We start from the raw sequence: 24915 nt of genomic DNA, 5'->3' as shown, positions 1-24915 counted from the left end.
GAGCCGAGCCAGGCGCCCATCCGACCGCACCGGTCGGGTGGGCGGCTTCGTTTGTACATGGCGTCGAAGAAGCAGGTATCTCGTATACACGCGGGCGCTGAGGCATCCGCTCGGGCCGACCTAGCATTGGCGGCATCAGCCACCGTCGTCACCCCGCATCGGAGCACTCATGACTCTCGTCGACACCCCGGCCACCCTGACCGGAGGACCCTCGCTCGCCCAGGAGCGCCGTCTCGTCACCGCCATCCCCGGCCCCCGCTCGCAGGAGCTCATGGCCCGCAAGGCGGCCGCCGTCGCCGCGGGCGTCGGCCACACCCTGCCGATCTCGGTCGTCGCAGCGGGCGGAGGCGTCATCGTCGACGCCGACGGCAACTCGCTCATCGACCTCGGCTCGGGCATCGCCGTCACCGGCGTCGGCAACTCGGCGCCCCGCGTCGTCGAGGCCGTCACCGCGCAGCTGAACTCGTTCACGCACACGTGCTTCACCGTCTCGCCGTACGAGGGCTACGTCGCCGTCGCCGAGAAGCTCAACGAGCTCACCCCCGGCGACCACGTCAAGCGCACCGCCCTCTTCAACTCGGGCGCCGAGGCCGTCGAGAACGCCGTCAAGATCGCCCGCCACTTCACGAAGAAGCAGGCCGTCGTCGCGTTCGACCACGCGTACCACGGCCGCACGAACCTCACCATGGGCCTCACGGCGAAGAACATCCCGTACAAGAGCGGCTTCGGCCCGTTCGCGTCCGAGGTGTACCGCGCACCGCTCAGCTACCCCTTCCGCGACGGCGGCCTCTCGGGCGCCGAAGCGGCGGCCAAGGCCATCTCCGTCATCGAGAAGCAGGTCGGCGCCGAGAACCTCGCCGCGATCATCATCGAGCCCATCCAGGGCGAGGGCGGCTTCATCGTCCCGGCTCAGGGCTTCCTCTCCGCGCTCGTCGAGTGGGCGCGCGAGAACGACGTCGTCTTCATCGCCGACGAGGTGCAGACCGGCTTCGCCCGTACCGGTGCCTGGTTCGCGAGCGAGCACGAGGGCATCGTTCCCGACGTCATCGTCACCGCCAAGGGCATCGCCGGCGGCCTGCCGCTCTCCGCGGTCACCGGCCGTGCCGAGATCATGGACTCCGCGATGGCCGGCGGCCTCGGCGGCACCTACGCGGGTTCGCCCATCGCCTGCGCCGCCGCACTCGCGACGATCGAGACGTACGAGCAGGACGGCCTCATCGAGCGCGCCCGCGAGATCGGCTCCGTGCTCATCGGCCGCCTGAACGCGCTGCGCACCGCCGACCCCCGCATCGGCGACGTCCGCGGACGCGGCGCCATGGTCGCGATCGAGCTCGTCGACCCCGCCACCGGGGCTCCCGACGCCGCGCTCACGAACGCGGTCGCGAAGTACGCGCACGCCAACGGCGTCGTGCTGCTGACCTGCGGCACCTACGGCAACGTCATCCGCTTCCTGCCCCCGCTCGCCATCTCCGACGAACTGCTCATCGACGGCCTCTCGGTCGTCGCGGAAGGACTGAAGAACGCATGACCGACCTCCTGGCGGCGACGACGACGTCGACCGCAACGACGGATGCCGCGGCATCCGCTGCCCTTCGACAGGCTCAGGGAGCCGGCGCGGCCGATGCCCACATCGCGACGCCCCTCACCGACGCACGCTCCCAGCTCGCCGAGGCGGTGGGCCTGCTCGGCTACACCGACGGACTGCACCAGATGCTCGCGACCCCGCGCCGCGAGCTCACCGTCGCCGTGCCGCTGCGCATGGACTCGGGTGAGAGCCGGCTCTACATCGGCCACCGCGTGCAGCACAACTTCTCGCGCGGCCCGGCCAAGGGCGGCCTGCGCTACGCACCGAACGTCAACATCGACGAGGTGCGGGCGCTCGCGATGTGGATGACCTGGAAGTGCGCCCTGCTCGACGTGCCGTACGGCGGCGCGAAGGGCGGCATCGCGATCGACCCCCGCGAGCACTCCAAGGCCGAGCTCGAGCGCGTGACCCGCCGCTACACGAGCGAGATCCTGCCGATCATCGGCCCGGAGCGCGACATCCCCGCGCCCGACATCGGCACCGACGAGCAGACGATGGCCTGGATCATGGACACCTACTCCGTGACCAGCGGCTACACGGTGCCCGGCATCGTGACCGGCAAGCCCATCGCGCTCGGCGGTTCGCAGGGGCGGGCGAGCGCGACCTCGCGTGGGGTGACCCACATCGCGCTCGCCGCGCTCCGGCACCGCGGCATCGAGCCGTCGCGCGCGACCGCAGCGGTGCAGGGCTTCGGCAAGGTCGGTGCGGATGCCGCACGGTTCCTCTCCGAGGCCGGCGTCACCGTCGCCGGGGTCAGCGACCAGTACGGCGCCGTGTTCAACGCGACGGGCCTCGACATCGAGGCGCTCGGGGGCCACGTGCGCGCCACGGGTTCGGTCGTCGGCTTCGCCGGCGCCGAGGCGATCGACGGCGCGCAGCTCATCACGCTCGACGTCGACCTGCTCGTGCCGGCCGCCGTCGAGGGCGTGCTGCACGAGGGCAACGCGGCCTCGGTGCAGGCCACGGTCATCGTCGAGGGCGCGAACGGTCCGACGACGCCCGGTGCCGACCGCATCCTCCGCGAGAACGGCGTGCTCGTCGTGCCTGACATCCTTGCGAACGCGGGCGGCGTCATCGTCTCGTACTTCGAATGGGTGCAGGCGAACCAGGCCTACTGGTGGCGCGCCGACGAAGTGGAGTCCAGACTGGAGGAGCGGATGCTCAGCGCGTGGCAGCACGTGCTGGGATACGCCGAGACACGGGGGCTCTCGCTTCGCACCGCCGCGACGGCGCTCGCCGTCGAACGCGTCGCCGAAGCGCACAAGCTGCGCGGGCTCTACCCCTGATCGCAGCATCCGCACCGCTCTCGACCCCGTCACCCCGAATCATCGAACGGAAACCACACGCATGACGACCGCAACACAGGAAGCGACCGTGCTCGACCGCATCAACGGCGGGCTCTTCATCGGCGGCGAATGGGTCGACGCGGAGGGCGGCAAGACGCTCGCCGTCATCGACCCCGCGACCGGGGCGACGATCAAGGAGATCGCCGATGCATCCGTCGCCGACGGCACCAAGGCGCTCGACGCCGCGGTCGCCGCGCAGGACGCATGGGCCGCGACGGCTCCGCGTGAGCGCGGCGAACTGCTGCGCCGGGCGTTCGACCTGCTGCAGGAGCGCAAGGAGGACTTCGCCCTCCTCATGACGATGGAGATGGGCAAGCCCCTCGCCGAGGCACGCGGAGAGGTCGCCTACGGCGGCGAGTTCCTGCGCTGGTTCAGCGAGGAAGCCGTCCGCATCTCGGGCCGCTACGGGCTGAACCCCGAGGGCACCGGCAACATGATCGTCTCGCAGCGCCCCGTCGGCCCGTCGTTCTTCATCACGCCGTGGAACTTCCCGCTCGCGATGGCGACCCGCAAGATCGCGCCCGCGCTCGCCGCAGGCTGCACCGTCGTCATCAAGCCCCCGGCACTCACGCCGCTCACGACCCTCGCGTTCGTGCAGCTGCTCGAAGAGGTGGGCCTGCCGGCCGGCGTCGTCAACGTCATCGCGACGTCGACCTCGTCGAAGGTCTCGGGCCCGATCATCGCCGACCCGCGCCTGCGCAAGCTCAGCTTCACCGGTTCGACCGAGGTCGGCCGCAGCCTCATGAAGGAGGCCGCGCAGGGCATCCTCCGCACGTCGATGGAGCTCGGCGGCAACGCGCCGTTCGTCATCTTCGAGGATGCCGACCTCGACAAGGCCGTCGACGGCGCGATGCTCGCCAAGTTCCGCAACATCGGGCAGGCCTGCACCGCCGCGAACCGTTTCATCGTGCACGAGTCGGTCGCCCACGAGTTCGGCAAGCGCGTCGCCGAGCGCGTGCAGGCGATGCGCGTCGGACGCGGCACCGAAGACGGAATCGCGATCGGCCCGCTGATCGACGCGAAGGCGGTCGCCTCGACCGACGAGCTCGTCAGCGACGCCGTCTCCAAGGGCGCAACGGTGCTCACCGGCGGCGCCGCGATCGAGGGCGAGGGCACGTTCTACGCCCCGACCGTGCTCGGCTCCGTGCCGGCCGACGCCCGCCTCCTCCGCGAGGAGATCTTCGGCCCGGTGCTCGGCATCACGACGTTCTCGACGGAGGACGAGGCCGTTCGCCTCGCCAACGACACCGAGTACGGCCTCGTCTCCTACGTCTTCACGCAGGACCTCGCGCGCGGCCACCGCATGATCAACCGCCTCGCCACGGGAATGATGGGCCTGAACACCGGCCTCGTCTCGAACGCCGCCGCGCCGTTCGGTGGCATCAAGCAGTCGGGCATCGGCCGTGAGGGCGGGCTCGAAGGCATCCACGAGTACCTCGACACGAAGTACACGCTCATCCCCGTGAGCTGAACCACCCGAGCGGATGCCGCAGCTCGCGCTGCGGCATCCGCTCGCCCAGGTCTCGATACGGCCCTGGAGGCCTACTCGACCAGCAGGACAACCGAAGGAAGTACGAACACCATGGAACGCATCGACTGCGACGTCGTCATCGTCGGCGCCGGGGCCTCGGGCCTCACCGCCGCCACCAAACTGAGGGCCGCCGGCAAGTCCGTCGTCGTGCTCGAGGCGCGCGACCGCATCGGCGGACGCCTCTGGACCGACGACATCGACGGGGCCATGCTCGAGATCGGCGGCCAGTGGGTCTCGCCCGATCAGGACGCCCTCATCGAGACCCTCGAAGAGCTCGGCCTCGCAACGTACGAGCGCTACCGCGAGGGCGAGAACGTCTACATCGCCGAGAACGGCGAGCGTCGTCTCTTCGAGGGCGACATCTTCCCGGTGCCGGCCAAGACCGAGGGCGAAATCGTCGGCCTCATCGAGAAGCTCGACGCGCTCGTCGCCGAGATCGACCCCGACGCGCCGTGGGCGCACCCGCGCGCGAAGGAGCTCGACGAGGTCTCGTTCGCCGAGTGGCTCGGCACCCAGACCGACGACGAAGAGGCCAAGCTCAACATCGGCATGTTCATCGCCGGTGCCATGCTCACCAAGCCCGCCCACGCGTTCTCGGCGCTGCAGGCGCTGCTCATGGCGGCATCCGCCGGCTCGTTCTCGAACCTCGTCGACGCCGACTTCATCCTCGACAAGCGCGTCGTGGGCGGCCTCCAGCAGGTACCGCTGCTCCTCGCGGAGCGCCTCGGCGACGCCGTGCGCACCGGTCAGGCCGTGCGCACCATCCGCTGGACGCCGGATGCCCCCGACGCCGGTGTCGTCGTCGTGACCGACTCCGTCGAGGTGCACGCGAAGCACGTCGTGCTCGCGCTGCCGCCGATCCTGATCAGCCGCATCTCGTACGAGCCGCCGCTGCCCCGCCGCCAGCACCAGATGCACCAGCACCTCTCGATGGGCTTCGTCATCAAGGTGCACGCGGTCTACGAGACGCCGTTCTGGCGCGAGCAGGGCCTCTCGGGCACCGCGTTCAGCCCGTACGAGCTCGTGCACGAGGCCTACGACAACACCAACCACGACGACCCGCGCGGCACGCTCGTCGGCTTCGTCTCCGACGAGGAGGCCGACGGCGTCTTCAGCCTCTCCGCCGAGGAGCGGAAGGCCCGGATCCTCGAGTCGATCTCGCACTACTACGGCCCCGAGGCCCTGAACCCCGTCGTCTACTACGAGAGCGACTGGGGCTCCGAGGAGTGGACCCGCGGCGCGTACGCGGCGAGCTTCGATATGGGCGGGCTCGCCCGGTACGGCGCGGACCTCCGCACCCCCGTCGGACCGATCCACTTCTCGTGCTCCGACATGGCGGGCAAGGGCTACCAGCACGTCGACGGCGCGATCCGCGTCGGCCGCGAGGTCGCCGACGAGATCCTCGGCACGAGCTGATGGTCACCCGCATCGTCGTCGGCTACACGGCGAACGAATCCGGCGCCGACGCGCTCGCCCTCGGCGGGCGGCTCGCGGCGGCCAGTGAGGCGCTCCTCGAAGTCGTGATGGTGCTTCCCATCGAGGCGCGCGGCGCCGTCGTGCCGCCCGACACCGGATACGAGCGTCACCTGAAGGAGCGCTCGCGGGGTTGGCTGGCCGAGGCATCCGCTCGACTGGGCGACGGTGTCGAGCAGGCGCTGCACATCCGCTACGCCGAGTCGTTCGCCGAAGGCCTCGTGGCGGCGGCGCACGAGTTCGACGCGTCGCTCATCGTCGTCGGCGCCGCGCGCGGCGGCCTGCTCGGCCGGTCGCGCATCGGCTCGGTGGCCAACGACCTGCTCCACGCGTCCGATGTGCCAGTGGCGCTCGCTCCCGCGGGTTCCCGCGAGGTGCCCGTCTCGCTCGGGGTCACCCGCATCACCGGTGCCGTCGGCACGCGCTCCGGAGCGGGGTCGGTGCTCGACATCTCGGTGCGCCTCGCCCGCCTGACGCACGCGCCGCTGCGGCTCGTGTCGCTCGTCTCGATCGACCTCCCGGCCGGCATGGACGAGGAGCTCGCGTCCCTCGCGAGCACCGCTCACGCCGACGACGTGCTCGAGGCGGCGCGACGTGCGCTGCCCGCCGGGACGACGGCCACCGCGGTCGTCGCGACCGGCGACACGATCGAGCAGGCGGTCAAGGCGCTCGAGTGGCACGCCGGCGAGGTCGTGCTCGTCGGTTCCAGTCGCCTCGCGGCCTCCAGCCGCCTCTTCCTGGGCTCGACGGCATCGAAGATGCTGCGCGAGCTGCCGGTGCCGATGATCGTCGTGCCGCGCTCCACCTCCTGAAGGACCATGCAATGACGCAGCAAGAACCCGTCCAGCACCACACCGAGCCGCATGCGCCGCTGACCACGGCGAGCGCCGCGATCGACGGCAAGGAGGGGGGCATCTCGAAGAAGGGCCTCTCGGCCGGCTCGGTCGGCCTCATCGGCGCGATCGTCATCGGCATCTCGTGCATCGCCCCCGCGTACACCCTGACGGCTGCGCTCGGCCCGACGGTGTCGGAGGTCGGCGTGCAGGTGCCCGCGATCATCCTCGTCGGCTTCATCCCGATGCTGCTCGTCGCCTTCGGCTACCGCGAGCTCAACCGCCGCATGCCCGACTCGGGCACCTCGTTCACGTGGGCGACCCGCGCGTTCGGGCCGTGGGTCGGCTGGCTCGCGGGCTGGGGGCTCGTCGCCGCGACGATCCTCGTGCTGTCGAACCTCGCGGGCATCGCGGTCGACTTCCTGTTCCTCCTGATCTCGCAGATCGCGGGCAATCCCGAGATCGCCGACATCGCCGCGAACCCGTTCGTGAACGTCGTGACGTGCCTGCTGTTCATGCTCGGGGCGACCTGGATCTCGTACCGCGACATGCAGACGACGCAGAAGCTGCAGTACTGGCTCGTGGGCTTCCAGGTGCTCGTGCTCGTGGTCTTCTCGGTCGCAGCGCTCATCGAGGTCGCGAACGGCAACGCCTTCGACGCGACGCCGATCGAGCTGTCGTGGTTCAACCCGTTCGCCGTCGAGTCGTTCTCGGCGTTCGCGGCGGGCCTGTCGCTCTCGATCTTCATCTTCTGGGGCTGGGACGTCACGCTCACGATGAACGAGGAGACCCGCGGTTCCGAGAAGACGCCGGGCCGCGCGGCCACCATCACGGTCGTCACGATCGTGATCCTCTACCTGCTCATCGCGGTCTCGCTCATCTCGTTCGCGGGCGTGGGCACGGGGGAGTACGGCCTCGGCAACCCCGACATCCAGGACAACGTCTTCTTCCACCTCGCCGGCCCGATCCTCGGACCGCTCGCGGTGCTCGTCTCGCTCGCCGTGCTCACGAGCTCGGCGTCGAGCCTGCAGTCGACGTTCGTCTCGCCCGCGCGCACGCTGCTCGCGATGGGTCACTACGGCGCGCTGCCCGAGAAGTTCGCGAAGGTCAGCCCCCGCTTCTTCACGCCCGGGTACGCGACGATCGTGTCGGCGATCGTGGCCTCGGTCTTCTACGCGGTCATGCGCTTCGTGAGCGAGAACGTGCTGTGGGACACGATCACGGCCCTCGGCATGATGATCTGCTTCTACTACGGCATCACGGCGTTCGCGTGCGTGTGGTTCTTCCGTTCGGTGTGGTTCCGGTCGGTGCGGAACGTCTTCTTCACGCTGCTGTTCCCGCTCATCGGCGGGGTGATCCTCGCGGTGCTGTTCTTCACGACGCTGATCGACAGCATGGACCCGGCCTACGGCAGCGGCTCGAACGTCTTCGGACTCGGCCTCGTCTTCGTGCTCGGCATGGTGGTGCTGCTCTCGGGCGTCGTCATCATGCTGTGGCAGTGGCGCAAGCGCCCGGCCTTCTTCCGCGGCGAGACGCTCTCGCGCGCGGTCGCAGAGGACTGAGCCCGAGGTTCAGTACAGCCGAGGCCGCCCCCTGCGACACCAGGGGGCGGCCTCGTTCCGTCGTGCGCCGACGGCCATCGGGGGCGGATTCCTGAGTCTGTGAACGAAAACCGTGTCGAATCGCGCGGTGCCGGACATACCTACTGTGAGGGCATCTGACGGAAGGGCGCGCGATGGACGACTGGCTGGACGAAGCGGTACGGCGGGGAGCGCCGCAGCCGCTCGGGGCGGAGCCCGTCGCCGCTGCCGAGGCCGTGGCGGTCGCCCACGCGGTGGCCGCGGCCGAACGCAACGGACGGCGGATGCCACGCCGGGCCGCGTTCCTCGGGGGTGCCGCGCTCAGCCTGGGCATCCTGGGACTCGGCGTGACCGCGGCAGCCGCTGCGCCGACGGTCATCGAGTGGTTCGGTTGGACTCCCGACGTCGTCGCGCAGCGGTCCTTCGACTTCGGCGCCGGCGTCGATCTCGGGCTCTGCGAGGTCTTCATCGGTGTCGAGCCGGACTACTCGCGAGATGTGGCCACGGACGAGGTCGACCGGCGAACCGAGGAGGCTCGGACGTTCCTCGTCGAGCACGACTGGGAACCACTCATCGCGTCGATCACGGAACAGGAGATTCGGGCCGAGTACGAACTCGAGGTCTCACGGCGGGTCGCATTCACCGACCCCGACAGCATCGCCTCCGGCGCGACGCCGCCACCTGCGACGTTGTCGTTCGCCGCGACGCAGCTCATGGCCGACCGCGTGTTCGCCGAATTCGAGGAGGCGGGCCACCTCCGCGACGGTGTCGCCTTCTCGCAGGGGGCGGGACCGTGCGACGGAGAGACCGAGGACCCGAGGTGATGCGGAGACGTGTCCGGTCGGATCGGGAGACCCGGCTCGAGCAGGCCTACGTCGCCAACGCACCCGACCTGCTCAGCTACTTCGGTCGCCGGGTGCACAACTCAGCTGACACGGCTGACCTCCTGAGCGAGACCTTCGTGGTCGCGTGGCGCCGCGCCGACCGTCTCCCGGTCGATCCCGAACAGACCCGCATGTGGCTCTTCGGTGTCGCCCGTCGTGTGCTCGCCAACGCGGCACGCGGCGACATCCGTCGGGCGGGTCTCGCCGATCGCCTGCGGGCGCACCTCGAGACCCGCCCCTCCGAGCACGTCGACGCCGACGCGCTCGACATCCGTGCAGCACTCGACGCGCTTCCCGACGACCAGTCGGAGCTCGTGCGGCTCGTGCTGTGGGACGGCTTCACGATGCCGGAGGCCGCCACCATCCTCGGCATCCGAGAGACCACCGCGCGCGGGCGGTACCAGCGGGCGAGGGCCCGACTCCGCGAACTGCTCCGCGAACACCAATACGAAGGGACGAACACATGAACGACCATCTCATCGACCCCGCCGACCTCGAGCTGCCGCCCACGCAGCCGCTCGACATCACGGCGTACCTGCCGGACCCGCGAGATGAGGCAACTGCATAGCGAAGAGCCGCTCCCGCCTTCGTCCGGATTCCTCATGTGAGTTCCGCCTCACATGAGGCGGAACTCACAGGCGCCCCGTGGAAGCCTGCTCGGCCCGGCTTTCCAGATGGATCGGGGGTGCGATAGATCGCACGCGGTGCAGGCGTCACAACCCGTAGACGGAGGCCCCCGCCACCACGGTGCGCACGACCTTCGCGCTGAGCAGTGACTCCTCGCCCGCCGTGAACACGTCGGTGTCGAGCACGACGAAGTCGGCGGCGAGCCCTGCGGCGAGGCTCCCGCGCAGGTGCTCCTCACCGCAGGACGCCGCGGCATCCCGCGTCGCATGGATGATCGACTCGGCGAGCGGCAGCGCGAACTCGGGCTGGTTCGTTCCGTACGACGGGTCGAGCGCCGAGCGCCGGGTCGCGGCGACGTACATGTTCGGGAGCGCCTCGTGGGGTGCCGTCGGCGCGTCGGTCGAGAACGCGAGCAGCGCGCCCGCATCGACGTACTCGGGCCACGCGAAGCCGCGGTCGGCGCGCTCGTCGCCGAGCATCGCGGCCCAGTTCGCCCAGACCGCAGGGTCGGCGTGCACGGGCTGCATCGACGCGGTGACGCCGAGCCGCGCCATCCGCTCGGCCGTGCCCGGTGCCGCGTACTCGAGGTGCTCGATGCGGTGGCGTCGGGCGCGCTCGCCGTTGACCTCGTGCGCGTGCTCGAGGGCGTCGAGTGCGTGATCACTCGCGAGGTCGCCGATCGCGTGCATCGCGACCTGCAGGCCGGCCGCGTCGGCCGCGGCGACGACGGGCTTCAGCCGGTCGAGCGGCCAGATCGGGTCGGCGTTCGAGCCATCGGCGTACGGATGCCGCATGGCCGCCGTGCACGCATCGATGACGCCGTCGAGCACGAGCTTGATGCCCGCGACACGGAGCCAGGGCGAGTCGACCTCCGTGGCAAGCTCGGAGGCACGCCGCACCTGCTTGAGGTTCGCCGCGTCATCGCCCGTGTTCGCGACGAACCAGTGCCCGACCACGCGGATGGGGAGGCTGCCGCCCCGGCGCTCGGCTGCACGCTGGAAGGCCGCGAGGCCGAGCTCGTCGAACGCCATGTCGACCACGCCCGTGACGCCCGTCGCGAGGTAGGCGGCGATCGTGCGCTCGACGGCGGCGTCGCGGTCGGCGTCGCTCGTGATGGAGGCGAGGTGGCTCCACACGAACTGCTGCGCGGCCGTCTCGAAGAGCATGCCGTTCGGCTCGCCGTCGGCGTCGCGCCCGATCGAGCCGCCGATCGGGTCGGGGGTGTCGCGCGTGATGCCGAGCTCGGCGAGCGCCGCCGAGTTCACCCAGACGGAGTGGTAGTCGTTCGCGTCGAGGTAGACCGGCACGTCGGCGACGACGGCGTCGATCATCGCCGCGACGGGGGCCCCGACCGGCACGGAGTCGAACAGCCAGCCGCGACCGAGCAGCCGCGGCGCATCGGGGGCGGCCTCGCGGGCGGCGCGGAGTCGTGCCTGGATCTCGTCGAGCGAGCGGGCGTCCGTGAGCCCGACGCGACCGAGCGCCTCGCCCATCATGACGAGGTGCGTGTGCGCGTCGGTGAAGCCGGGCAGCACGAGTCGGCCGTCGAGGTCGAGCGTCGTGGCATCCACGCCCGCAGCTGCCTGCGCGCCCTGCGCGTCGCCGACGTAGGCGAGCGTCGAGTCATCGACGACGAGGGCTTCGGCCCACTCGTTCGCCGGGTCGGCCGTGAAGACACGGGCATTGGTGACGAGCGTGCGGGTCATGCGGAGATCTCCTGGAGTTCGGCGGCGGCAGCGGATGCCTCGGCGCGCTCGCGCCGGGTCGAGAACGCGGCGACGGCGGCCACCGGCACGGCGAGCACGAAGCTCGCGATGCCGAGCACCACGGCGAAGCCCTGGAAGCCGAAGACCTCGACGAGGGCGGCGCCGATGACGGGGGTGAGGCTCGAGCCGACGAGGTACACGGCGAGCAACGGCGCCGACCAGCGGCCGTCGGCGTCGAGGGCCGACGACGTCGACACGAAGTACATGAACGCGAGCGCGTAGAGCGTGTTCCATGCGATGAAGACCACGATGAAGGTGGTCTGGTCGGTGACGAAGCCCTCCACGATCTTGAGGATGCCGCCGCCGACGAGCAGCACGGCGAGGGGCACCGCCCGGCCGAGGCGGTTGCCGACGATCATGAGCAGCACCGAGCCGATGAGTCCGCCGGCGGTCGCGCCGCTGAGCGCGAGGCCGAGACCCTCGGGCGTGAGCGATGCCTGTGCGCCGCCCATGACCCCGGCCATGGCCCAGAGCGAGTCCTCGCTCACGGCCCACAGGGCGAACGAGACGAGCAGCGTGAAGCCTGCGATGCGCACGGCGCGCGGGGAGGGGAGTGCGCGCGACGTCGCGGCGGCGGCTTCGAGCGCCGGCACAGCGGCCGTCGTCGGCACCTCGACGGGCACGGCCTCGGCGACGGCGACCGCCGCCTTCGGTGAGATGACCGGTGCGGCGGGGAGCCAGCCGCTCACGGCGAGTGCGACGACCGAGAAGATCGCGAGCGCGCCGAACACGTCGATCGGCGCGAGACCGATGAGCGGGATGATCGCGAGGATCACCGTGACGACGGCGCGGTTCGCGAGGCCGTTGAAGCCCGCGACGCGGTCGGGGTTCGTGAACGCGGCGATCGCGGCACCGCCAGAGGCGACCGCGCCGCCGGCGCCGATGCCGCCGACGATGAGGCCGGTGATGACGGCCGCGGGCATCGGCACGAGCGCTGCGGTGGCGAAGCCGAGCACCGACAGGCCGAGCCCGACGCGGGCGACGAGGAGGCGACGCGGGCCGGCGCAGAGCGGCGCGATGGCGAGGCCCGTGACGGCGGTGGCGAGCAGCGTGGCGGTGATGATCCAGCTCGCGGTGAGCACGTCGGCGCCGATCGCCTGTTGCAGCGCGCTGATCATGTAGGGCGAGAGATTCACGCCGAGGTAGCCGGCGATGCCGATCGTGAAGGTCGCGGTGGCGCTCGGCAGGCGGAGCGGCACGCGAACGGTGAGGTCGTTGGACACAGAGGTCTCCGGGTTGCTGGGGCACGTCGATGTGCCGGGGTCGGACGCGGCAGGGGTGTCGTCGCGATAAGTGAATGGTGTTCGTTTATTATGCATATGAGTGCCCGCGATGGGAAGAGCGGATTTCGAACGACCGCCCCTAGGCTGAACCAGGCGATCGAACGAGGAGGTGCCATGGCCAGGCCCAGAGTGCCCCTGCTGTCGACCGAGCGCATCGCCGATGCGGCCATCGAGCTCGTCGACTCGGGGCAGGCGTTCGGCGTCAACGCGCTCGCCCGCCGGCTCGGCGTCACGCCCTCGTCGCTCTACAACCACGTCGACGGACGCGACGGCATCATCGAGCTCATGCGCGGCCGGCTCGGGGAGACCTACCTGTCGGAGTCGCCAGGCGGCGACTGGGTCGAGGTCGTCACGCAGACGATGCGCGCCTCCCGCCGCATGTACGCGGAGCATCCGGCGATCGTGCCGCTCCTGGTCGGCAAGACGATCACCCATCCCGTGGTGATCGCGAGCTACGACCGCCTCGCGACCGCGCTCCTCGGCGCCGGGTTCCCCGACGACGAGGTCATCACCGTCATCGCGATCCTCGACTCCTTCGCACTCGGATTCGGTCTCGACCTGGCGTCGCCCGACGACATCTGGAAGCCCGAGACCCCCACGACCTCGCTCGCCCGCCTGCTCGAGCAGGCGGCGAAGGGGCCGGAGCGCTCCGACCGGGTCTTCGAGATCGGACTCGAGTTCCTGCTCGACGCCCTACGGCTGCGCCTCGGCCGGCTCGACCTCGACTGAGCCGCTGACGCGGTTCGGATGGCACTTTCCACCGGGGCATCCGTATCGATACGGTGAACCGTGGACGCCCCGACCGCGGGCGCCGGAATGGGGAACCCGAATGGCTGCTCTCGACGACATCGTCGCCAACCTCCCGATCGGCGACATCGCCGCGAAGCTCGGCGTCGACGAGGCGACCGCGAAGCAGGCGATCGACGACGCGTTGCCCGCGCTCCTCGCAGGGCTCGGCGCGAACGCCTCCGACCCCGCCGGTGCCGCATCGCTCGAGAAGGCCGTCGCGAAGCACGACCCGAAGCTCATCGAGGGCGGCGTGAACCTCGCCGACGTCGATGAGGAAGACGGCAAGAAGATCGTGAAGAACGTCTTCGGCGACAACACCGACAAGGTCGTCACCGCGCTCGACAAGAAGGAGGGCGGCGCGGGCGACCTCATCGGCAAGCTCCTGCCGATCCTCGCGCCGATCGTGCTCAGCTTCCTCGCGGCCCAGTTCACGAAGAAGCAGGCCGAGCCGGCTGCGGCATCGAACGAGTCGAGTGGCGGTGGCATCGGCGATCTACTCGGCGGCCTCCTCGGCGGCGGCTCGGGCTCGTCGGGCGGCGGCGGAATCGACCTGGGCGGCCTCGTGGGCGGCCTCCTCGGCGGCGGCTCGGGCGGCTCGAGCTCGGGCGGCGGCCTCGGTGACCTGCTCGGCGGCCTCCTCGGCGGCGGCAAGCGCTGATCCATCCGCGTCCGCCGGTCGAGTAGCGAGCGAAGCGAGCGTATCGAGACCTCTCACGGGTCTCGAACGCGTCCTCCTTCGTCGGGCGCTCCTCGACCGGCCATGGTCGGGAATGCACCCCCGCATAGACTGGCGGGGTGCCAGTGAACCCCGAGCTCCAGGGGCGGACCTTCCCGCCCACCGAGCCCTACCTCGTCGGTCGTGAGAAGGTGCGCGAGTTCGCCCGCGCCGTGTTCGCGACGAACCCGATCAACCTCGACCCCGAGGCCGCTCGTGCGGCCGGGTACGCCGATGTCGTCGCTCCGCCGACGTTCGCGGTCGTCGTGCAGGAGCAGACCCTCGCTCAACTGCTGGCCGATCCCGAGTCGGGCATCGACTTCTCGCGGGTCGTGCACGGCGACCAGCGCTTCACCTCGACCCGGCCGATCGTCGCCGGCGACCTGCTCACCGCGACGCTCACCGTCGCGAGCGTGAAGAGCCTGGGCGGCCACTCCATGGTCACGGCCGAGTCGGCCATCACCGATGCCGAGGGCGCGCACGTCGTCACCGCCGTGTCCACCCTCGTCGTGCGAGGAGACGAATGATGCCCGCTCCCGACTTCGCATCCCTCACCGTCGGCGACGTCGTCGCCGAGCGGTCGTTCCCCCTGACCCGCGACTCGCTCGTGCGGTACGCCGGTGCCTCGGGCGACTTCAACCCGATCCACTACCGCGACGACGTCGCCGCCGAGGTCGGCCTGCCGGGCGTGCTCGCCCACGGCATGCTGACCATGGGCCTCGCCGTGCAGCCCGTCGTCGACTGGGCCGGCGACCCCGGCCGCATCGCCGACTACCAGGTGCGCTTCACCCGCCCCGTGGTCGTCGACCCGCAGAGCGGCGCGACCGTCACCGTCGCGGCGAAGGTCGGCCAGCTCGATGAGGCCGCGACCGTCGCCCGCATCGACCTGACCGTGAAGCTCGGCGACGACACGGTGCTCGGCAAGGCGCAAGTGCGCGTCCACCTCGGCTGACATGAGCGGCGACATCCGTTTCTCGGATCTCACGACGCTGCAGGTCGGCGGACCGATCGGCCGACTCGTCACTGCGACGACGCAGCGCGACCTCGTCGACCTCGCCGTCGAGACCTGGGCGACGGATGACGCGTGGCTCGCGCTCGGCGGAGGCTCGAACCTCCTCGTGGGCGACGAGGGCTTCGCCGGAACGGTCATCAGGGTCGCCACGCGCGGCATCGAGGTGCTCCCCGCGGCGCCGGGCGCCGAGGCATCCGTTCGCCTGCGCGTGCAGGCCGGCGAGTCGTGGGACGACCTCGTCGCATGGACCGTCGAGCACGGGTACGCCGGGCTCGAGGCGCTCTCGGGCATCCCGGGTTCGGTCGGGGCCGCCCCCGTGCAGAACATCGGCGCGTACGGACAGGAGCTCGCGGCGACGCTCGTCGCGATCGAGTTCCTCGACGAGGGTGCGCAGACGCCACGACGAATGACGGCCGCCGAGCTCGAGCTCGGCTACCGCACCTCGGTGCTGAAGCAGGGGCTCGCCGGCATCGTCGTGACGGTCGAACTCGAACTGCACGACACCGCCGCCGAACGCGCGGTGCTGGGCGAGGCGCTCGGGCAGCCGATCGCCTACGGGCAGCTCGCCGACGCACTGCACGTGCAGCAGGGCGACCGCGTCGCGATCGCCGCGGTACGCGAGAGCGTGCTCGCGCTCCGCGCCTCGAAGGGCATGGTGCTCGATCCGGCCGATGCCGACTCGGTGAGCGCGGGCTCGTTCTTCACGAACCCGATCGTGGGGGAGCACGTGGCCAGAACCCTCCCGCCGACGGCGCCCCGCTGGTACGTCGAGCCCGAGGTGCCCGACGAGGTCACACCGCTCGGATCGCTCGCGTCGATGTCGGCGACACCGCTCGACGCGTTCCTCGCGCACCAGGCTGAGATCGAGGAGTTCGGCGACGAGGTCGCCGTGGCGGCAACCGTCGACGCCGAGTCGCTCGTGAAGCTCTCGGCCGCGTGGCTCATCGAGCACTCGGGCATCCGCCGCGGCTTCGCGCTGCCGGGCTCGCGCGCGGCGATCTCGTCGAAGCACACGCTGGCCCTGACGAACCGGGGCGGGGCGACGGCTGAAGAGATCGCGACGCTCGCGCGCTTCGTGCAGGGGCGCGTGCAGGCCGAGTTCGGCATCGTGCTGCGGCCCGAGCCCGTGCTCGTCGGCGTCGAGCTCTAGCCGGCGCCCCGCTACTCGCCGCTCCGCTTCTCGGCGCCCCGCGCCCTGCCGCGCGCAGCTCATGCGAGGTGACGCGAATCGACCTTCCCATGTCGGAGAAGGTCGATTCGCGTCACCTCGTCGAGGGGATGTCGGGGGTGGGGTGGTGGCGGCGCCAGACCCGCAGCGGGGAGCGTGGCGCGGTCAGCGCCCGGCGCGCTCGCCGCGACGGATGAGTCCGACGATGCCGAAGAGCGCCACCACGACGCCCACGACGATGACCCCGATGAGGGTCCCGGTGAGCGGGTTCAGCGTGATGAGCCAGTCGCCGACGGCATCGCGACGGGCCGGATCGACGACGACCCAGAGCGTCGTCGCGGCCATCGCCCCGAAGAGCAGCGCCCAGACGAGGGCGCCCCACCGCACGGTCGGGCGTGGTGCCGGTGCGGGACCGATCGGCGCCGTCGCCGTCGCCTCGTCGCTCGGTGGCGTGCCCCAGTCGGCGAGGATCGCCGTGACCGCGGCATCCGCTGCGTTGGACGGCCCGCTGGAGTCCGGTGCGTTCGTGGTCATGGTCATTCCCCTTCGCGGATCTCGATGTGCACCATGCCGGAGCCCTGCTCGAGCACGATCTTCGCGTCGACGAGCACGTCGTCGGCGCTTCGTTCGCGCACTCCTTGCTCGCCGCCGAGCAGCAGCTCGCCTCGGTCGAGCCCGCCGAGCTGCGGCGTCGATCGCGACGAACCGTCGTCGGAGGTCACGGTGACCTCAAGCGGGCCGGCATCGCTGGCATCGAGGAGGATCTCGGTGTCGGGTTCGATCGTGATCCAGGTGTCTCCATCGCCCTGACGGAGTTCGACGACCGGCGCTTCGTCGCGGAACCACGGGGTCGCGTAGACGTACGCATCGCCGAACGGCTGCACGAGGCGTTGCGAGCGATCGAGCGCGACGCTGTGACCCGGCGGCACCAGCATGCCCTGCGGCATGATCGACGCCGCGATCACGGCCACCGTCATCGCGGTCGTCGAGAGCGCCGTCAGGAAGGCGAGGGCGCCGCTGCGCCGGCGCCGGAGCGCCGCGACGATCATGCCGAGCGACAGCAGGAGCGTCGCCGCGGCGAGGGCGATCGGGATGGCGAAGGCGGCGATGTCGGGCGTCGCGAGCGCCCAGATCGCGGCGATGGAACCGACCACGAGCGCCAGGCCGAGCACGGTGAACACGAACGCGGCGCTCGCCCTGGGGCGGCTGGCGCGGCGTGCTGCCCGGGCGGCGTCGGCTTGGGCCGTGAGTGCGCGCGCCTTCGCCCGGTTCTCCGCTGCAGCCTGGGCCCGGGCGGCGCGTTCGGCGTTGTGATGATTCGACTTCCACTCGGAGCGCGAGACGCGCCAGGCCTCGTGCTGGGCGCGCCACTCGGCGATCGCGGCGGCGTCGGCGCCTTCGGGGGGCACCGGCGGCTCGGCGGTCGGCACGGATGCCGCGCTCGCAGCGCCGTCATCGGCCGATACGGCCGAGTCGGTCGCCGATGCAGCAGCGTCGGTTGCGGAGCCGGCGGGCGCAGCGCCGGTGGCCGTGGCGCCCGCTGCGAAGGCGACGGTCGACGGATGCCCCGGAGCGGCGACGGTCGTCGTGGAAGCCATTCGCGGCCCGCCACCGCCCGGGGAGTTCTGGGAGGCCCGCTGCGCGAGCCAGACGACGAGCGCGATGACGCCGCCGATGAGGATCAGCACCCACAGCACGCGCAGGGGCCAGCCGAGGTCGAACCCGAAGATGGGGTCGTGGAGCGCCGGCCACTCGGGCCACCAGCGCCAGCCGAGCCAGCCGCCCTGCACGAGCGGGACGAACCCGATGACGCCCATGACCGCGATGCCGACGATCGCCGGGTCGACGATGCCACGAGTCAGCCGCTCGAAGTGGATCTCTCCGTCGGTGTCGGGCAGCAGCACCCACGCGATCGCGTAGAGCAGCACGAACGGCGCGCCGAGCACCGCGACGACGACGACGATGCCGCGCACGATGATCGGGTCGATGCCGAGCCGGGCGGCGACGCCGGCGCAGACGCCGCCGAGCCAGCCGGCGCGTCGCGGCACGCCGAGTCGGCGGAGCCATTCGTAGAGGCCGGTACCGGTGCCCTGCGCGGGTGTCGCCGCGGAGTCCCCCTTCACGTCGTCCTGCACTGGGTCCGCCTCGGGGGCGGTCGGGTTCGTCTCCATGCTTCGATGCTGGCAGGGGCGACGGATGCCTCGCCATGGGGTGAATCCCTGATTCGACCCTGAGCCGGGGCCACGGGCCGGGGGGATCGGCGCCACGTCTGCTTGGATTGCAGGCATGGAGTCGCGCGCGGAACAGGTGACGGATGCCGCGGCATCCGAACCTGTCGATTCCGCGGCATCCGCGCCCGCCGGCAGCGCGGCATCCGCCCCTCGCCTGACGCGGCCTCGCGCCTGCGTGGCCACGGGCGTCGCGGCCGGTCTCGCAGCCCATCTCGGCTGGCCCGTCTGGATCGTGCGCAGCGCGTTCGTCGTCACGAGCCTCGCGAGCGGCGCAGGGCTCCTGCTCTATCTCTGGCTGTGGGTGTTCACGCCGTGGGCCCCGGGCGAGGAGCGCCCGACCCGGCGCGCGCCCGTCGCCTGGCTGCTCGTCGTCGCGTCCGGCGTCTCCCTGGTCGTCGCCTGGGCCACGAGCGGACGCGTCGTCGAGGGCCGCGACGGACTCGAGTGGTGGCTCCTCGCCGTCTTCGCGGGGGTCGGCCTCGCCGTGTCGGCGGGGGCGTGGGCGACCTTCATCGACCGACCCGATCCCGACCGGGGGCCGCGGCAGGAACTCGCGATCCGCATCGTCGCGACGGCCCTGCTCGCGATCACCGCGCTCGCACTCGTCTTCGGCCCGAACGCGTACTGGTATCCGGTGCCCACGTTCGTCGCCGCGCTCGCCGCGGTCCTCGGCATCGCGCTCGTCTACGTGCCCACGCTCATCGCCTCGTGGCGCGACCTCGCCGCCGAGCGCACGAAGCGCATCCGCGAGGAGCAGCGCAGCGAGATCGCCGCGCACCTGCACGACTCGGTGCTGCAGACGCTCGCGCTCATCCAGAACCGGGCGGGCGCCACGAGCGAGGTCGCCCGCATCGCGCGAGCGCAGGAGCGTGAGCTGCGCGACTGGCTCTTCGCGGGCGACACCCCCGCCGACAGCGACCTCGGCACCGACCTCCGCGACTTCGGGGCGACGCTCGAGATCGACTACGCGGTGACGGTCGACGTGGTGGTCGTGGGGGAGTCGCGCGAACGGGCGAGCGGTGAGATGGCGGCCGCGGCCCGCGAGGCGATGCTGAACGCCGCGCGGCATGCCGGCGGCGAGGTCTCCGTCTACGTCGAGTCGACGCCCGAGGCCGTCGAGGTGTTCGTGCGCGATCGCGGCACTGGCTTCGCGCTCGCCGACGTGCCCCGCGACCGGCTCGGGGTGCGCGAGTCGATCATCGGCCGCATGCGGCGCGCCGGCGGCTCGGGCGAGGTTCGCCCGGGCGTCGGCGGCGTGGGCACCGAGGTGCGGCTGCGCTTCCCGGCCGCCGAACGCCTGGAGGGCAACCGTGGCTGATCGCGTGCGGGTCGTGATCGTCGACGACCACTCCATCTTCCGGTCCGGACTGAAGGCCGACCTCGACGACACGATCGAGGTCGTCGGCGCGGCTCACGACGTCGAGTCCGCGGTCGCGGTGGTGACGGATGCCGCGCCCGACGTGGTGCTCCTCGACGTGCACCTGCCCGGGGTCGCGGTGCCGGCGGCCACGAGCGGCGGCGCCGAGGTGATCCGGCGCGCCGCGGCATCCGTGCCCTCGACTCGCTTCCTCGCGCTCTCGGTCTCGGACAAGGCCGAGGACGTCGTCGGCGTCATCCGCGCGGGTGCCCGCGGCTACATCACGAAGGGCTCCTCGGGCGCCGACGTCACCCGCGCCGTGCACGCCGTCGCGGACGGCGACGCCGTGTTCTCGCCGAAGCTCGCGGGCTTCGTGCTCGATGCGTTCGGCGCCCCGGTCGGGGAGACGGCGTCGGCGAGCGACGAACTCGACCGGCTCTCGGCCCGTGAGCAGGAGGTCATGCGGCTGATCGCGCGCGGCTACGCCTACAAGGAGGTCGCGGCCGAGCTGTTCATCTCGACGAAGACGGTCGAGACGCACGTCTCGGCGGTGCTGCGCAAGCTCCAGCTCTCGAGCCGGCACGAGCTCACGGCCTGGGCGAACGCGCGGCGCCTGCTCTAGCCGCGCCGGTGCCTGCGGCCGTGCCCGCGCCAGTGCCAGCGGCAGTGCTCGCCCTGCCCGTGCTCGCGGGCCGGTACACGTCGAGCGCTGCCGGCACGATCCGCAGGGTCGTGCGGTAACCGGGCGATGCCGTGCGTGCGGATGCCTCGGAGGGCGCCTCGAGCGACACCTCGCCGTCGTGGGCGAACCCCGGCGGCTGCCCGTGTCTGGGTCGCACGAGCACCTCGATCGACTCGCTCGTGAACGACTCCAGGCGTTCCGGCAGGAGACGGATGCGTCGGAGCACCGCGCTCGTGCGGCGACCGAAGGCGAGCGCGCCCGCCGCGCGCACCCGCGAGCCGGCGTGCAGCAGGCGCACATCGAGCAGGCCGCCGTCGAGTCGGCGCCGCTGCATCGGGGCGGCGATGCCCGGGTCGTTCGGCCCGACGCCGACGTAGAGCGTCCAGACCCGGGCGCGACGCCCGCCGATCACCACGGTCACGGGTGTCGAACGGCGCAGCACCCGCGCCGCGGCGATGACGGCGGCGAGCCACTTGCCCCAGCGCTCCTCGCGTCGCTCCCGCTCGGTGACGAAGTCGGGGTAGAGGCCGACCGACGCCGTGTTCAACACGGTGATCGGCGGCGCGTCGGCGAAGCGCAGCTCGGCGACATCCGCTCGCACGCCCTCGCCGCGCTGCAGGGCATCGACCGAGAGGTCGACGGATGTCGCGCCCGCCGTTCGCGCGAAGTGGTTGAACGTGCCGCCCGGCACGACCAGGAGCGGCACGCCCGCGGCTCGCGCCTCGTGGGCCACGGCGGAGACGGACCCGTCCCCGCCGCACACGCCGACGATGCGGGGCGGCACGTCGCGGGCGAGTGCCTCGCGCACCACTGCACCGGGGTCCTCGTCGTCGAGCACGTGCAGCTCGGCCTGGGGCAGCCGCCGCTCGAGCACCTGCACCGGATCCGTGCGCATCACGCTCGTGCCCGAAGCCCGGTTGACGACGATGAAGACGCCGCTGCCGTCGGGTGATGCAGGCAGGCGGCGATCGGCGCCGCTCGGCCGCGGAGCGTCGTCACGGGGGCCCGGTCGCGCGACGAGGATGCTCAGGCCCGCGACTCCGGCGCCGAGCGCGAGCCCGCCGACGACGTCGGACAGCCAGTGCGCGCCGGTGTGCAGCCGGGAGTACGCGACACCGAGCGCGGCCGGCGCCAGCGCAGCGCCGAGGCGCGGCTGCTCGATCGCAATGCCGGTGACGAATGCCGCGGCGCTCGCGGAGTGCCCCGACGGGAACGACGGGGTGATGGGCGGCTTCGGCAGGTGGCGGCCGATCGGCACGTCGGCGAGCAACGGCCGGTCACCGCCGAACACCTGCTTGGCGATCACGTTGGTGAGGGCGCTCGCGACGAGGAGGGAGCCGAGTCCGCGCGCGGCCGTGCGTCGGCGTCCGATGACGGCGAGCGCGCCCGCGATGGTCCACCAGAGCACCCCGCGGTCGGCGAATCCCGACAAGCGCGACCAGAACCGGTCGGCCAGGGGATGGGTTCGGCGGGCATTGACGGCGCGCGCGGCCGCGGCATCCGCTCGCCGAACCCAGGCGGGCAGGATCCTCGTCCGTTGCACGGCGACCCGAACGCTGCGGAACTTCACGCCGCCAATCGTAGGCGCGGCCGCTTCGAAGCGTCGACGGGTTGCGCTGCGAACGGATCGTCGGAACTTTCTTGCTATTCAGTGTTGCTAACTACCGGTACTTGTGCTTACTATGTACCGGTAATCAGTTACACCGAGTAGTGAAAGGAGGGGTTCCATGGGCAAGCAGACCACCGAGATGCTGAAGGGCACGCTCGAAGGCATCGTCCTCGCGATCCTGGCCGTGAGTCCGGCGTACGGCTACGAGATCACGGCCCGACTTCGCGACGAGGGCTTCTCCGACATCGCCGAGGGCACCGTCTACGCCCTGCTGGTCAGGATCGAGCAGCGCGGCCTCGTCGACGTCGAGAAGGTTCCGTCGGAGAAGGGCCCGCCGCGCAAGGTCTACACGATCAACGCAGCGGGCGGCGCATACCTCGAGGAGTTCTGGAGGACCTGGAGCTTCCTCGCAGAACGGATCGAACAGCTTCACGAACGAATCGAACGCACGAACGAAGAAGGAGAGTAGCCATGGCTGCGAAGTGGTACGAGCTGATCACCGGATCGCTCGACGACAAGAAGGAGTACCGCAAGTACAAGGCCCGCATCGCGGCCCTGCCCGAGCCCTACGGCACCGCCGCCAAGGCCTTCGAGCGCTACTTCATGTACAACGGCGGCATCACCGACGGCGACTCCGCGGTGATGATCACGATGCTGAACGACTTCGCCGACCTGTGGGAGCGGGCCGCCGTCGACCAGACGCCGGTCGAGGACATCGTCGGCGACGACCCGGTCGAGTTCGCCGAGGCCTTCGCCGCGGCATACGCGGGCAAGCGCTGGATCGACAAGGAGCGCAACCGCCTCACCGAGACCATCAAGAACCTCGAAGGAAAGGAAGAGCGATGACCACCGAAGCAGCGATCCGAGTACAGGGCATCGAGAAGTCGTTCAAGGACCTGCACGTGCTGCGGGGCGTCGACTTCGAGGTGAAGGCGGGTAGCATCTTCGCCCTCCTCGGCTCGAACGGCGCGGGCAAGACCACCCTCGTCCGCATCCTCTCGACGCTCGCGAAGGCCGATGCCGGCACCGCGATCGTCAACGGACTCGACGTCGCCGCCAACCCCGGCGAGGTGCGCGAGGCGATCAGCCTCACGGGCCAGTTCGCCGCCGTCGACGAGGTGCTGACGGGCCGCGAGAACCTCGTGCTCATCGCGAGGCTCCGTCACCTGAAGAACCCCGGCGCGATCGCCGACGACCTGCTCGCGCGCTTCTCGCTCACCGAGGCTGGTGGCCGCAAGGCCGGCACGTACTCGGGCGGCATGCGCCGCCGGCTCGACATCGCGATGAGCCTGATCGGCAACCCGCCGATCATCTTCCTCGACGAGCCGACGACGGGCCTCGACCCGCAGGCGCGCATCGAGGTGTGGCAGACCGTCAAGAAGCTCGCCGAGGCCGGCACGACCGTGCTGCTCACGACGCAGTACCTCGACGAGGCCGAGCAGCTCGCCGACCGCATCGCGATCCTGCACAAGGGCACCATCATCCAGAACGGCACCCTCTCAGAACTCAAGCGGCTCCTCCCGGCCGCCACGGTCGAGTACGTCGAGAAGCAGCCGACGCTCGAAGAGGTCTTCCTCACCCTCGTCGGCGACACCGGCGAGACCGAAACCGACGAAGCCGGCCGCACCGACAGCGCGGCGACGGCTGGAAAGGAATCACGATGACCACCCACGTCCTCAGCGACACCCGCATCCTCACCGGCCGATCGCTGACCCACATCCTCCGCAGCCCCGACACGATCATCACCACCGCGGTCACCCCGATCGCGCTGATGCTGCTCTTCGTCTACGTGCTCGGCGGTGCGATCAACACCGGATCCGACGAGTCGTACATCAACTACATGCTCCCCGGCATCCTGCTCATCACGATCGCGTCGGGCATCGCGTACACCGCGTACCGGCTGTTCCTCGACCTGCAGGGCGGCATCTTCGAGCGCTTCCAGTCGATGCCGATCGCGAGGTCGAGCGTGCTCTGGGCCCACGTGCTCACGTCAGTGGTGTCGAACCTCGTGTCGGTCGCGATCGTCATCGGCGTCGCGCTCATCATGGGCTTCCGCACCGGGGCATCCGTCGGTGCGTGGCTCGCGGTCGCCGGCATCCTGGCGCTGTTCACCCTCGCGCTGACCTGGCTCGCCGTCGTCGCCGGCCTCTCGGCCAAGACCGTCGACGGGGCGAGCGCGTTCAGCTACCCGCTGATCTTCCTGCCGTTCATCAGCTCGGCCTTCGTGCCCACCGACACGATGCCCGCCCCGGTCGCCTGGTTCGCCGAGAACCAGCCGGTGACCTCGATCGTGAACTCCACGCGTGCCCTCTTCGCCGGTGAGCCGGTCGGCAGCGAGATCTGGGTGGCACTCGCCTGGCTCGTGGGCATCCTCGTCGTCGCCTACGTGTGGGCGATGTCGATCTACCGCCGCAAGATCTCCTGAGCCCGGCAGCTCGAACGAA

Annotated in this window: 24 protein-coding genes; 19 read left to right on the top strand and 5 right to left on the bottom strand. The window is 71.0% G+C overall.

What is annotated here, in order from left to right; translation table 11 throughout:
* Nucleotides 1-169 precede the first annotated feature (169 nt).
* From gabT to ASD23_RS02620, 8 genes are all read left to right on the top strand, one after another.
* On the top strand, nucleotides 170-1528 hold the full coding sequence (gene gabT / locus ASD23_RS02655) for a 4-aminobutyrate--2-oxoglutarate transaminase (RefSeq protein WP_056005868.1): 1359 nt from the start codon (nucleotides 170-172) through the stop codon (nucleotides 1526-1528).
* Complete coding sequence (locus ASD23_RS02650; RefSeq protein ID WP_082571127.1) at nucleotides 1525-2871, top strand: Glu/Leu/Phe/Val family dehydrogenase; 1347 nt, start codon at nucleotides 1525-1527, stop codon at nucleotides 2869-2871. The genes gabT and ASD23_RS02650 overlap by 4 nt, the downstream gene beginning before the upstream one ends.
* 61 nt (nucleotides 2872-2932) lie before the next feature.
* Entirely contained in the window at nucleotides 2933-4402 is a 1470-nt protein-coding gene (locus ASD23_RS02645) for an NAD-dependent succinate-semialdehyde dehydrogenase (RefSeq protein ID WP_056005865.1), read from the top strand.
* Between the two features lie 63 nt (nucleotides 4403-4465).
* Nucleotides 4466-5878: a flavin monoamine oxidase family protein gene (locus ASD23_RS02640; protein WP_327019779.1), complete on the top strand. Its 1413-nt coding sequence runs from the start codon at nucleotides 4466-4468 to the stop codon at nucleotides 5876-5878.
* Nucleotides 5878-6747 carry a universal stress protein gene (locus tag ASD23_RS02635; protein ID WP_056005859.1) on the top strand — a complete coding sequence of 290 codons (870 nt, stop codon included), beginning with the start codon at nucleotides 5878-5880 and terminating at the stop codon, nucleotides 6745-6747. Before ASD23_RS02640 ends, ASD23_RS02635 begins: the two co-directional genes overlap by 1 nt.
* Nucleotides 6748-6758: 11 nt before the next feature.
* Nucleotides 6759-8330, top strand: coding sequence for an APC family permease (locus tag ASD23_RS02630; protein ID WP_082571126.1), 1572 nt, complete (start codon nucleotides 6759-6761; stop codon nucleotides 8328-8330).
* A gap of 173 nt (nucleotides 8331-8503) precedes the next feature.
* Nucleotides 8504-9172, top strand: coding sequence for a hypothetical protein (locus ASD23_RS02625; RefSeq protein WP_056005856.1), 669 nt, complete (start codon nucleotides 8504-8506; stop codon nucleotides 9170-9172).
* Entirely contained in the window at nucleotides 9172-9699 is a 528-nt protein-coding gene (locus ASD23_RS02620; RefSeq protein ID WP_056005853.1) for an RNA polymerase sigma factor, read from the top strand. Before ASD23_RS02625 ends, ASD23_RS02620 begins: the two co-directional genes overlap by 1 nt.
* Nucleotides 9700-9945: 246 nt before the next feature.
* Here ASD23_RS02620 and ASD23_RS02615 read toward each other — a convergent pair whose 3' ends face one another.
* Together ASD23_RS02615 and ASD23_RS02610 are read right to left on the bottom strand one after the other, a co-directional pair.
* Complete coding sequence (locus ASD23_RS02615) at nucleotides 9946-11565, bottom strand: amidohydrolase (protein WP_056005850.1); 1620 nt, start codon at nucleotides 11563-11565, stop codon at nucleotides 9946-9948.
* Entirely contained in the window at nucleotides 11562-12848 is a 1287-nt protein-coding gene (locus tag ASD23_RS02610; protein ID WP_056005847.1) for a hypothetical protein, read from the bottom strand. Before ASD23_RS02610 ends, ASD23_RS02615 begins: the two co-directional genes overlap by 4 nt.
* Nucleotides 12849-13022: 174 nt before the next feature.
* Here ASD23_RS02610 and ASD23_RS02605 point away from each other — a divergent pair, with 174 nt between their 5' ends.
* The 5 genes from ASD23_RS02605 (at nucleotide 13023) to ASD23_RS02585 (ending at nucleotide 16574) form a co-directional block, all read left to right on the top strand.
* On the top strand, nucleotides 13023-13637 hold the full coding sequence (locus ASD23_RS02605; RefSeq protein ID WP_158556704.1) for a TetR/AcrR family transcriptional regulator: 615 nt from the start codon (nucleotides 13023-13025) through the stop codon (nucleotides 13635-13637).
* Nucleotides 13638-13737: 100 nt separating this feature from the next.
* Nucleotides 13738-14355, top strand: a complete 618-nt coding sequence (locus ASD23_RS02600) for a DUF937 domain-containing protein (protein ID WP_056005841.1) — start codon at nucleotides 13738-13740, stop codon at nucleotides 14353-14355.
* 137 nt (nucleotides 14356-14492) lie between these two features.
* Nucleotides 14493-14939, top strand: a complete 447-nt coding sequence (locus tag ASD23_RS02595; protein WP_082571124.1) for an FAS1-like dehydratase domain-containing protein — start codon at nucleotides 14493-14495, stop codon at nucleotides 14937-14939.
* Complete coding sequence (locus ASD23_RS02590) at nucleotides 14939-15364, top strand: MaoC family dehydratase (RefSeq protein ID WP_056005836.1); 426 nt, start codon at nucleotides 14939-14941, stop codon at nucleotides 15362-15364. The genes ASD23_RS02595 and ASD23_RS02590 overlap by 1 nt, the downstream gene beginning before the upstream one ends.
* Nucleotide 15365: 1 nt before the next feature.
* Complete coding sequence (locus ASD23_RS02585; RefSeq protein WP_056005834.1) at nucleotides 15366-16574, top strand: UDP-N-acetylmuramate dehydrogenase; 1209 nt, start codon at nucleotides 15366-15368, stop codon at nucleotides 16572-16574.
* A gap of 183 nt (nucleotides 16575-16757) precedes the next feature.
* Here ASD23_RS02585 and ASD23_RS02580 read toward each other — a convergent pair whose 3' ends face one another.
* Both ASD23_RS02580 and ASD23_RS02575 read right to left on the bottom strand, forming a co-directional pair.
* Nucleotides 16758-17126 carry a hypothetical protein gene (locus tag ASD23_RS02580; RefSeq protein WP_056005831.1) on the bottom strand — a complete coding sequence of 123 codons (369 nt, stop codon included), beginning with the start codon at nucleotides 17124-17126 and terminating at the stop codon, nucleotides 16758-16760.
* A gap of 2 nt (nucleotides 17127-17128) precedes the next feature.
* Nucleotides 17129-18763 carry a PspC domain-containing protein gene (locus ASD23_RS02575; RefSeq protein ID WP_056005828.1) on the bottom strand — a complete coding sequence of 545 codons (1635 nt, stop codon included), beginning with the start codon at nucleotides 18761-18763 and terminating at the stop codon, nucleotides 17129-17131.
* Between the two features lie 115 nt (nucleotides 18764-18878).
* Between ASD23_RS02575 and ASD23_RS02570 the strand changes: the two genes are divergently transcribed.
* Nucleotides 18879-20141, top strand: coding sequence for an ATP-binding protein (locus ASD23_RS02570; RefSeq protein WP_056005824.1), 1263 nt, complete (start codon nucleotides 18879-18881; stop codon nucleotides 20139-20141).
* Nucleotides 20134-20802, top strand: coding sequence for a LuxR C-terminal-related transcriptional regulator (locus tag ASD23_RS02565; RefSeq protein ID WP_056005821.1), 669 nt, complete (start codon nucleotides 20134-20136; stop codon nucleotides 20800-20802). The genes ASD23_RS02570 and ASD23_RS02565 overlap by 8 nt, the downstream gene beginning before the upstream one ends.
* Here the strand turns inward: ASD23_RS02565 and ASD23_RS02560 are convergent.
* Nucleotides 20768-22432 carry a phosphatase PAP2 family protein gene (locus tag ASD23_RS02560; RefSeq protein WP_235507609.1) on the bottom strand — a complete coding sequence of 555 codons (1665 nt, stop codon included), beginning with the start codon at nucleotides 22430-22432 and terminating at the stop codon, nucleotides 20768-20770. The two genes, ASD23_RS02565 and ASD23_RS02560, sit on opposite strands and share 35 nt — an antisense overlap.
* Nucleotides 22433-22589: 157 nt before the next feature.
* Here ASD23_RS02560 and ASD23_RS02555 point away from each other — a divergent pair, with 157 nt between their 5' ends.
* Genes ASD23_RS02555 through ASD23_RS02540 form a run of 4 tightly spaced genes read left to right on the top strand, consistent with a single transcriptional unit; the run spans nucleotide 22590 to nucleotide 24896 of the window.
* A complete protein-coding gene (locus ASD23_RS02555) occupies nucleotides 22590-22940 on the top strand; it encodes a PadR family transcriptional regulator (RefSeq protein WP_056005817.1) in 351 nt (116 codons plus the stop codon).
* A gap of 2 nt (nucleotides 22941-22942) precedes the next feature.
* Nucleotides 22943-23317, top strand: coding sequence for a DUF1048 domain-containing protein (locus ASD23_RS02550; protein WP_056005814.1), 375 nt, complete (start codon nucleotides 22943-22945; stop codon nucleotides 23315-23317).
* A complete protein-coding gene (locus ASD23_RS02545; RefSeq protein ID WP_056005810.1) occupies nucleotides 23314-24135 on the top strand; it encodes an ABC transporter ATP-binding protein in 822 nt (273 codons plus the stop codon). Before ASD23_RS02550 ends, ASD23_RS02545 begins: the two co-directional genes overlap by 4 nt.
* Nucleotides 24132-24896: an ABC transporter permease gene (locus tag ASD23_RS02540; RefSeq protein ID WP_056005807.1), complete on the top strand. Its 765-nt coding sequence runs from the start codon at nucleotides 24132-24134 to the stop codon at nucleotides 24894-24896. Before ASD23_RS02545 ends, ASD23_RS02540 begins: the two co-directional genes overlap by 4 nt.
* Nucleotides 24897-24915: the final 19 nt, after the last annotated feature.

The sequence above is a fragment of the Agromyces sp. Root1464 genome (assembly GCF_001427265.1).
GTDB classification, from domain to species: domain Bacteria; phylum Actinomycetota; class Actinomycetes; order Actinomycetales; family Microbacteriaceae; genus Agromyces; species Agromyces fucosus.
Note: the sequence above shows the minus strand (reverse complement) of the source record. Positions and strands in the feature narration are given on the sequence as shown.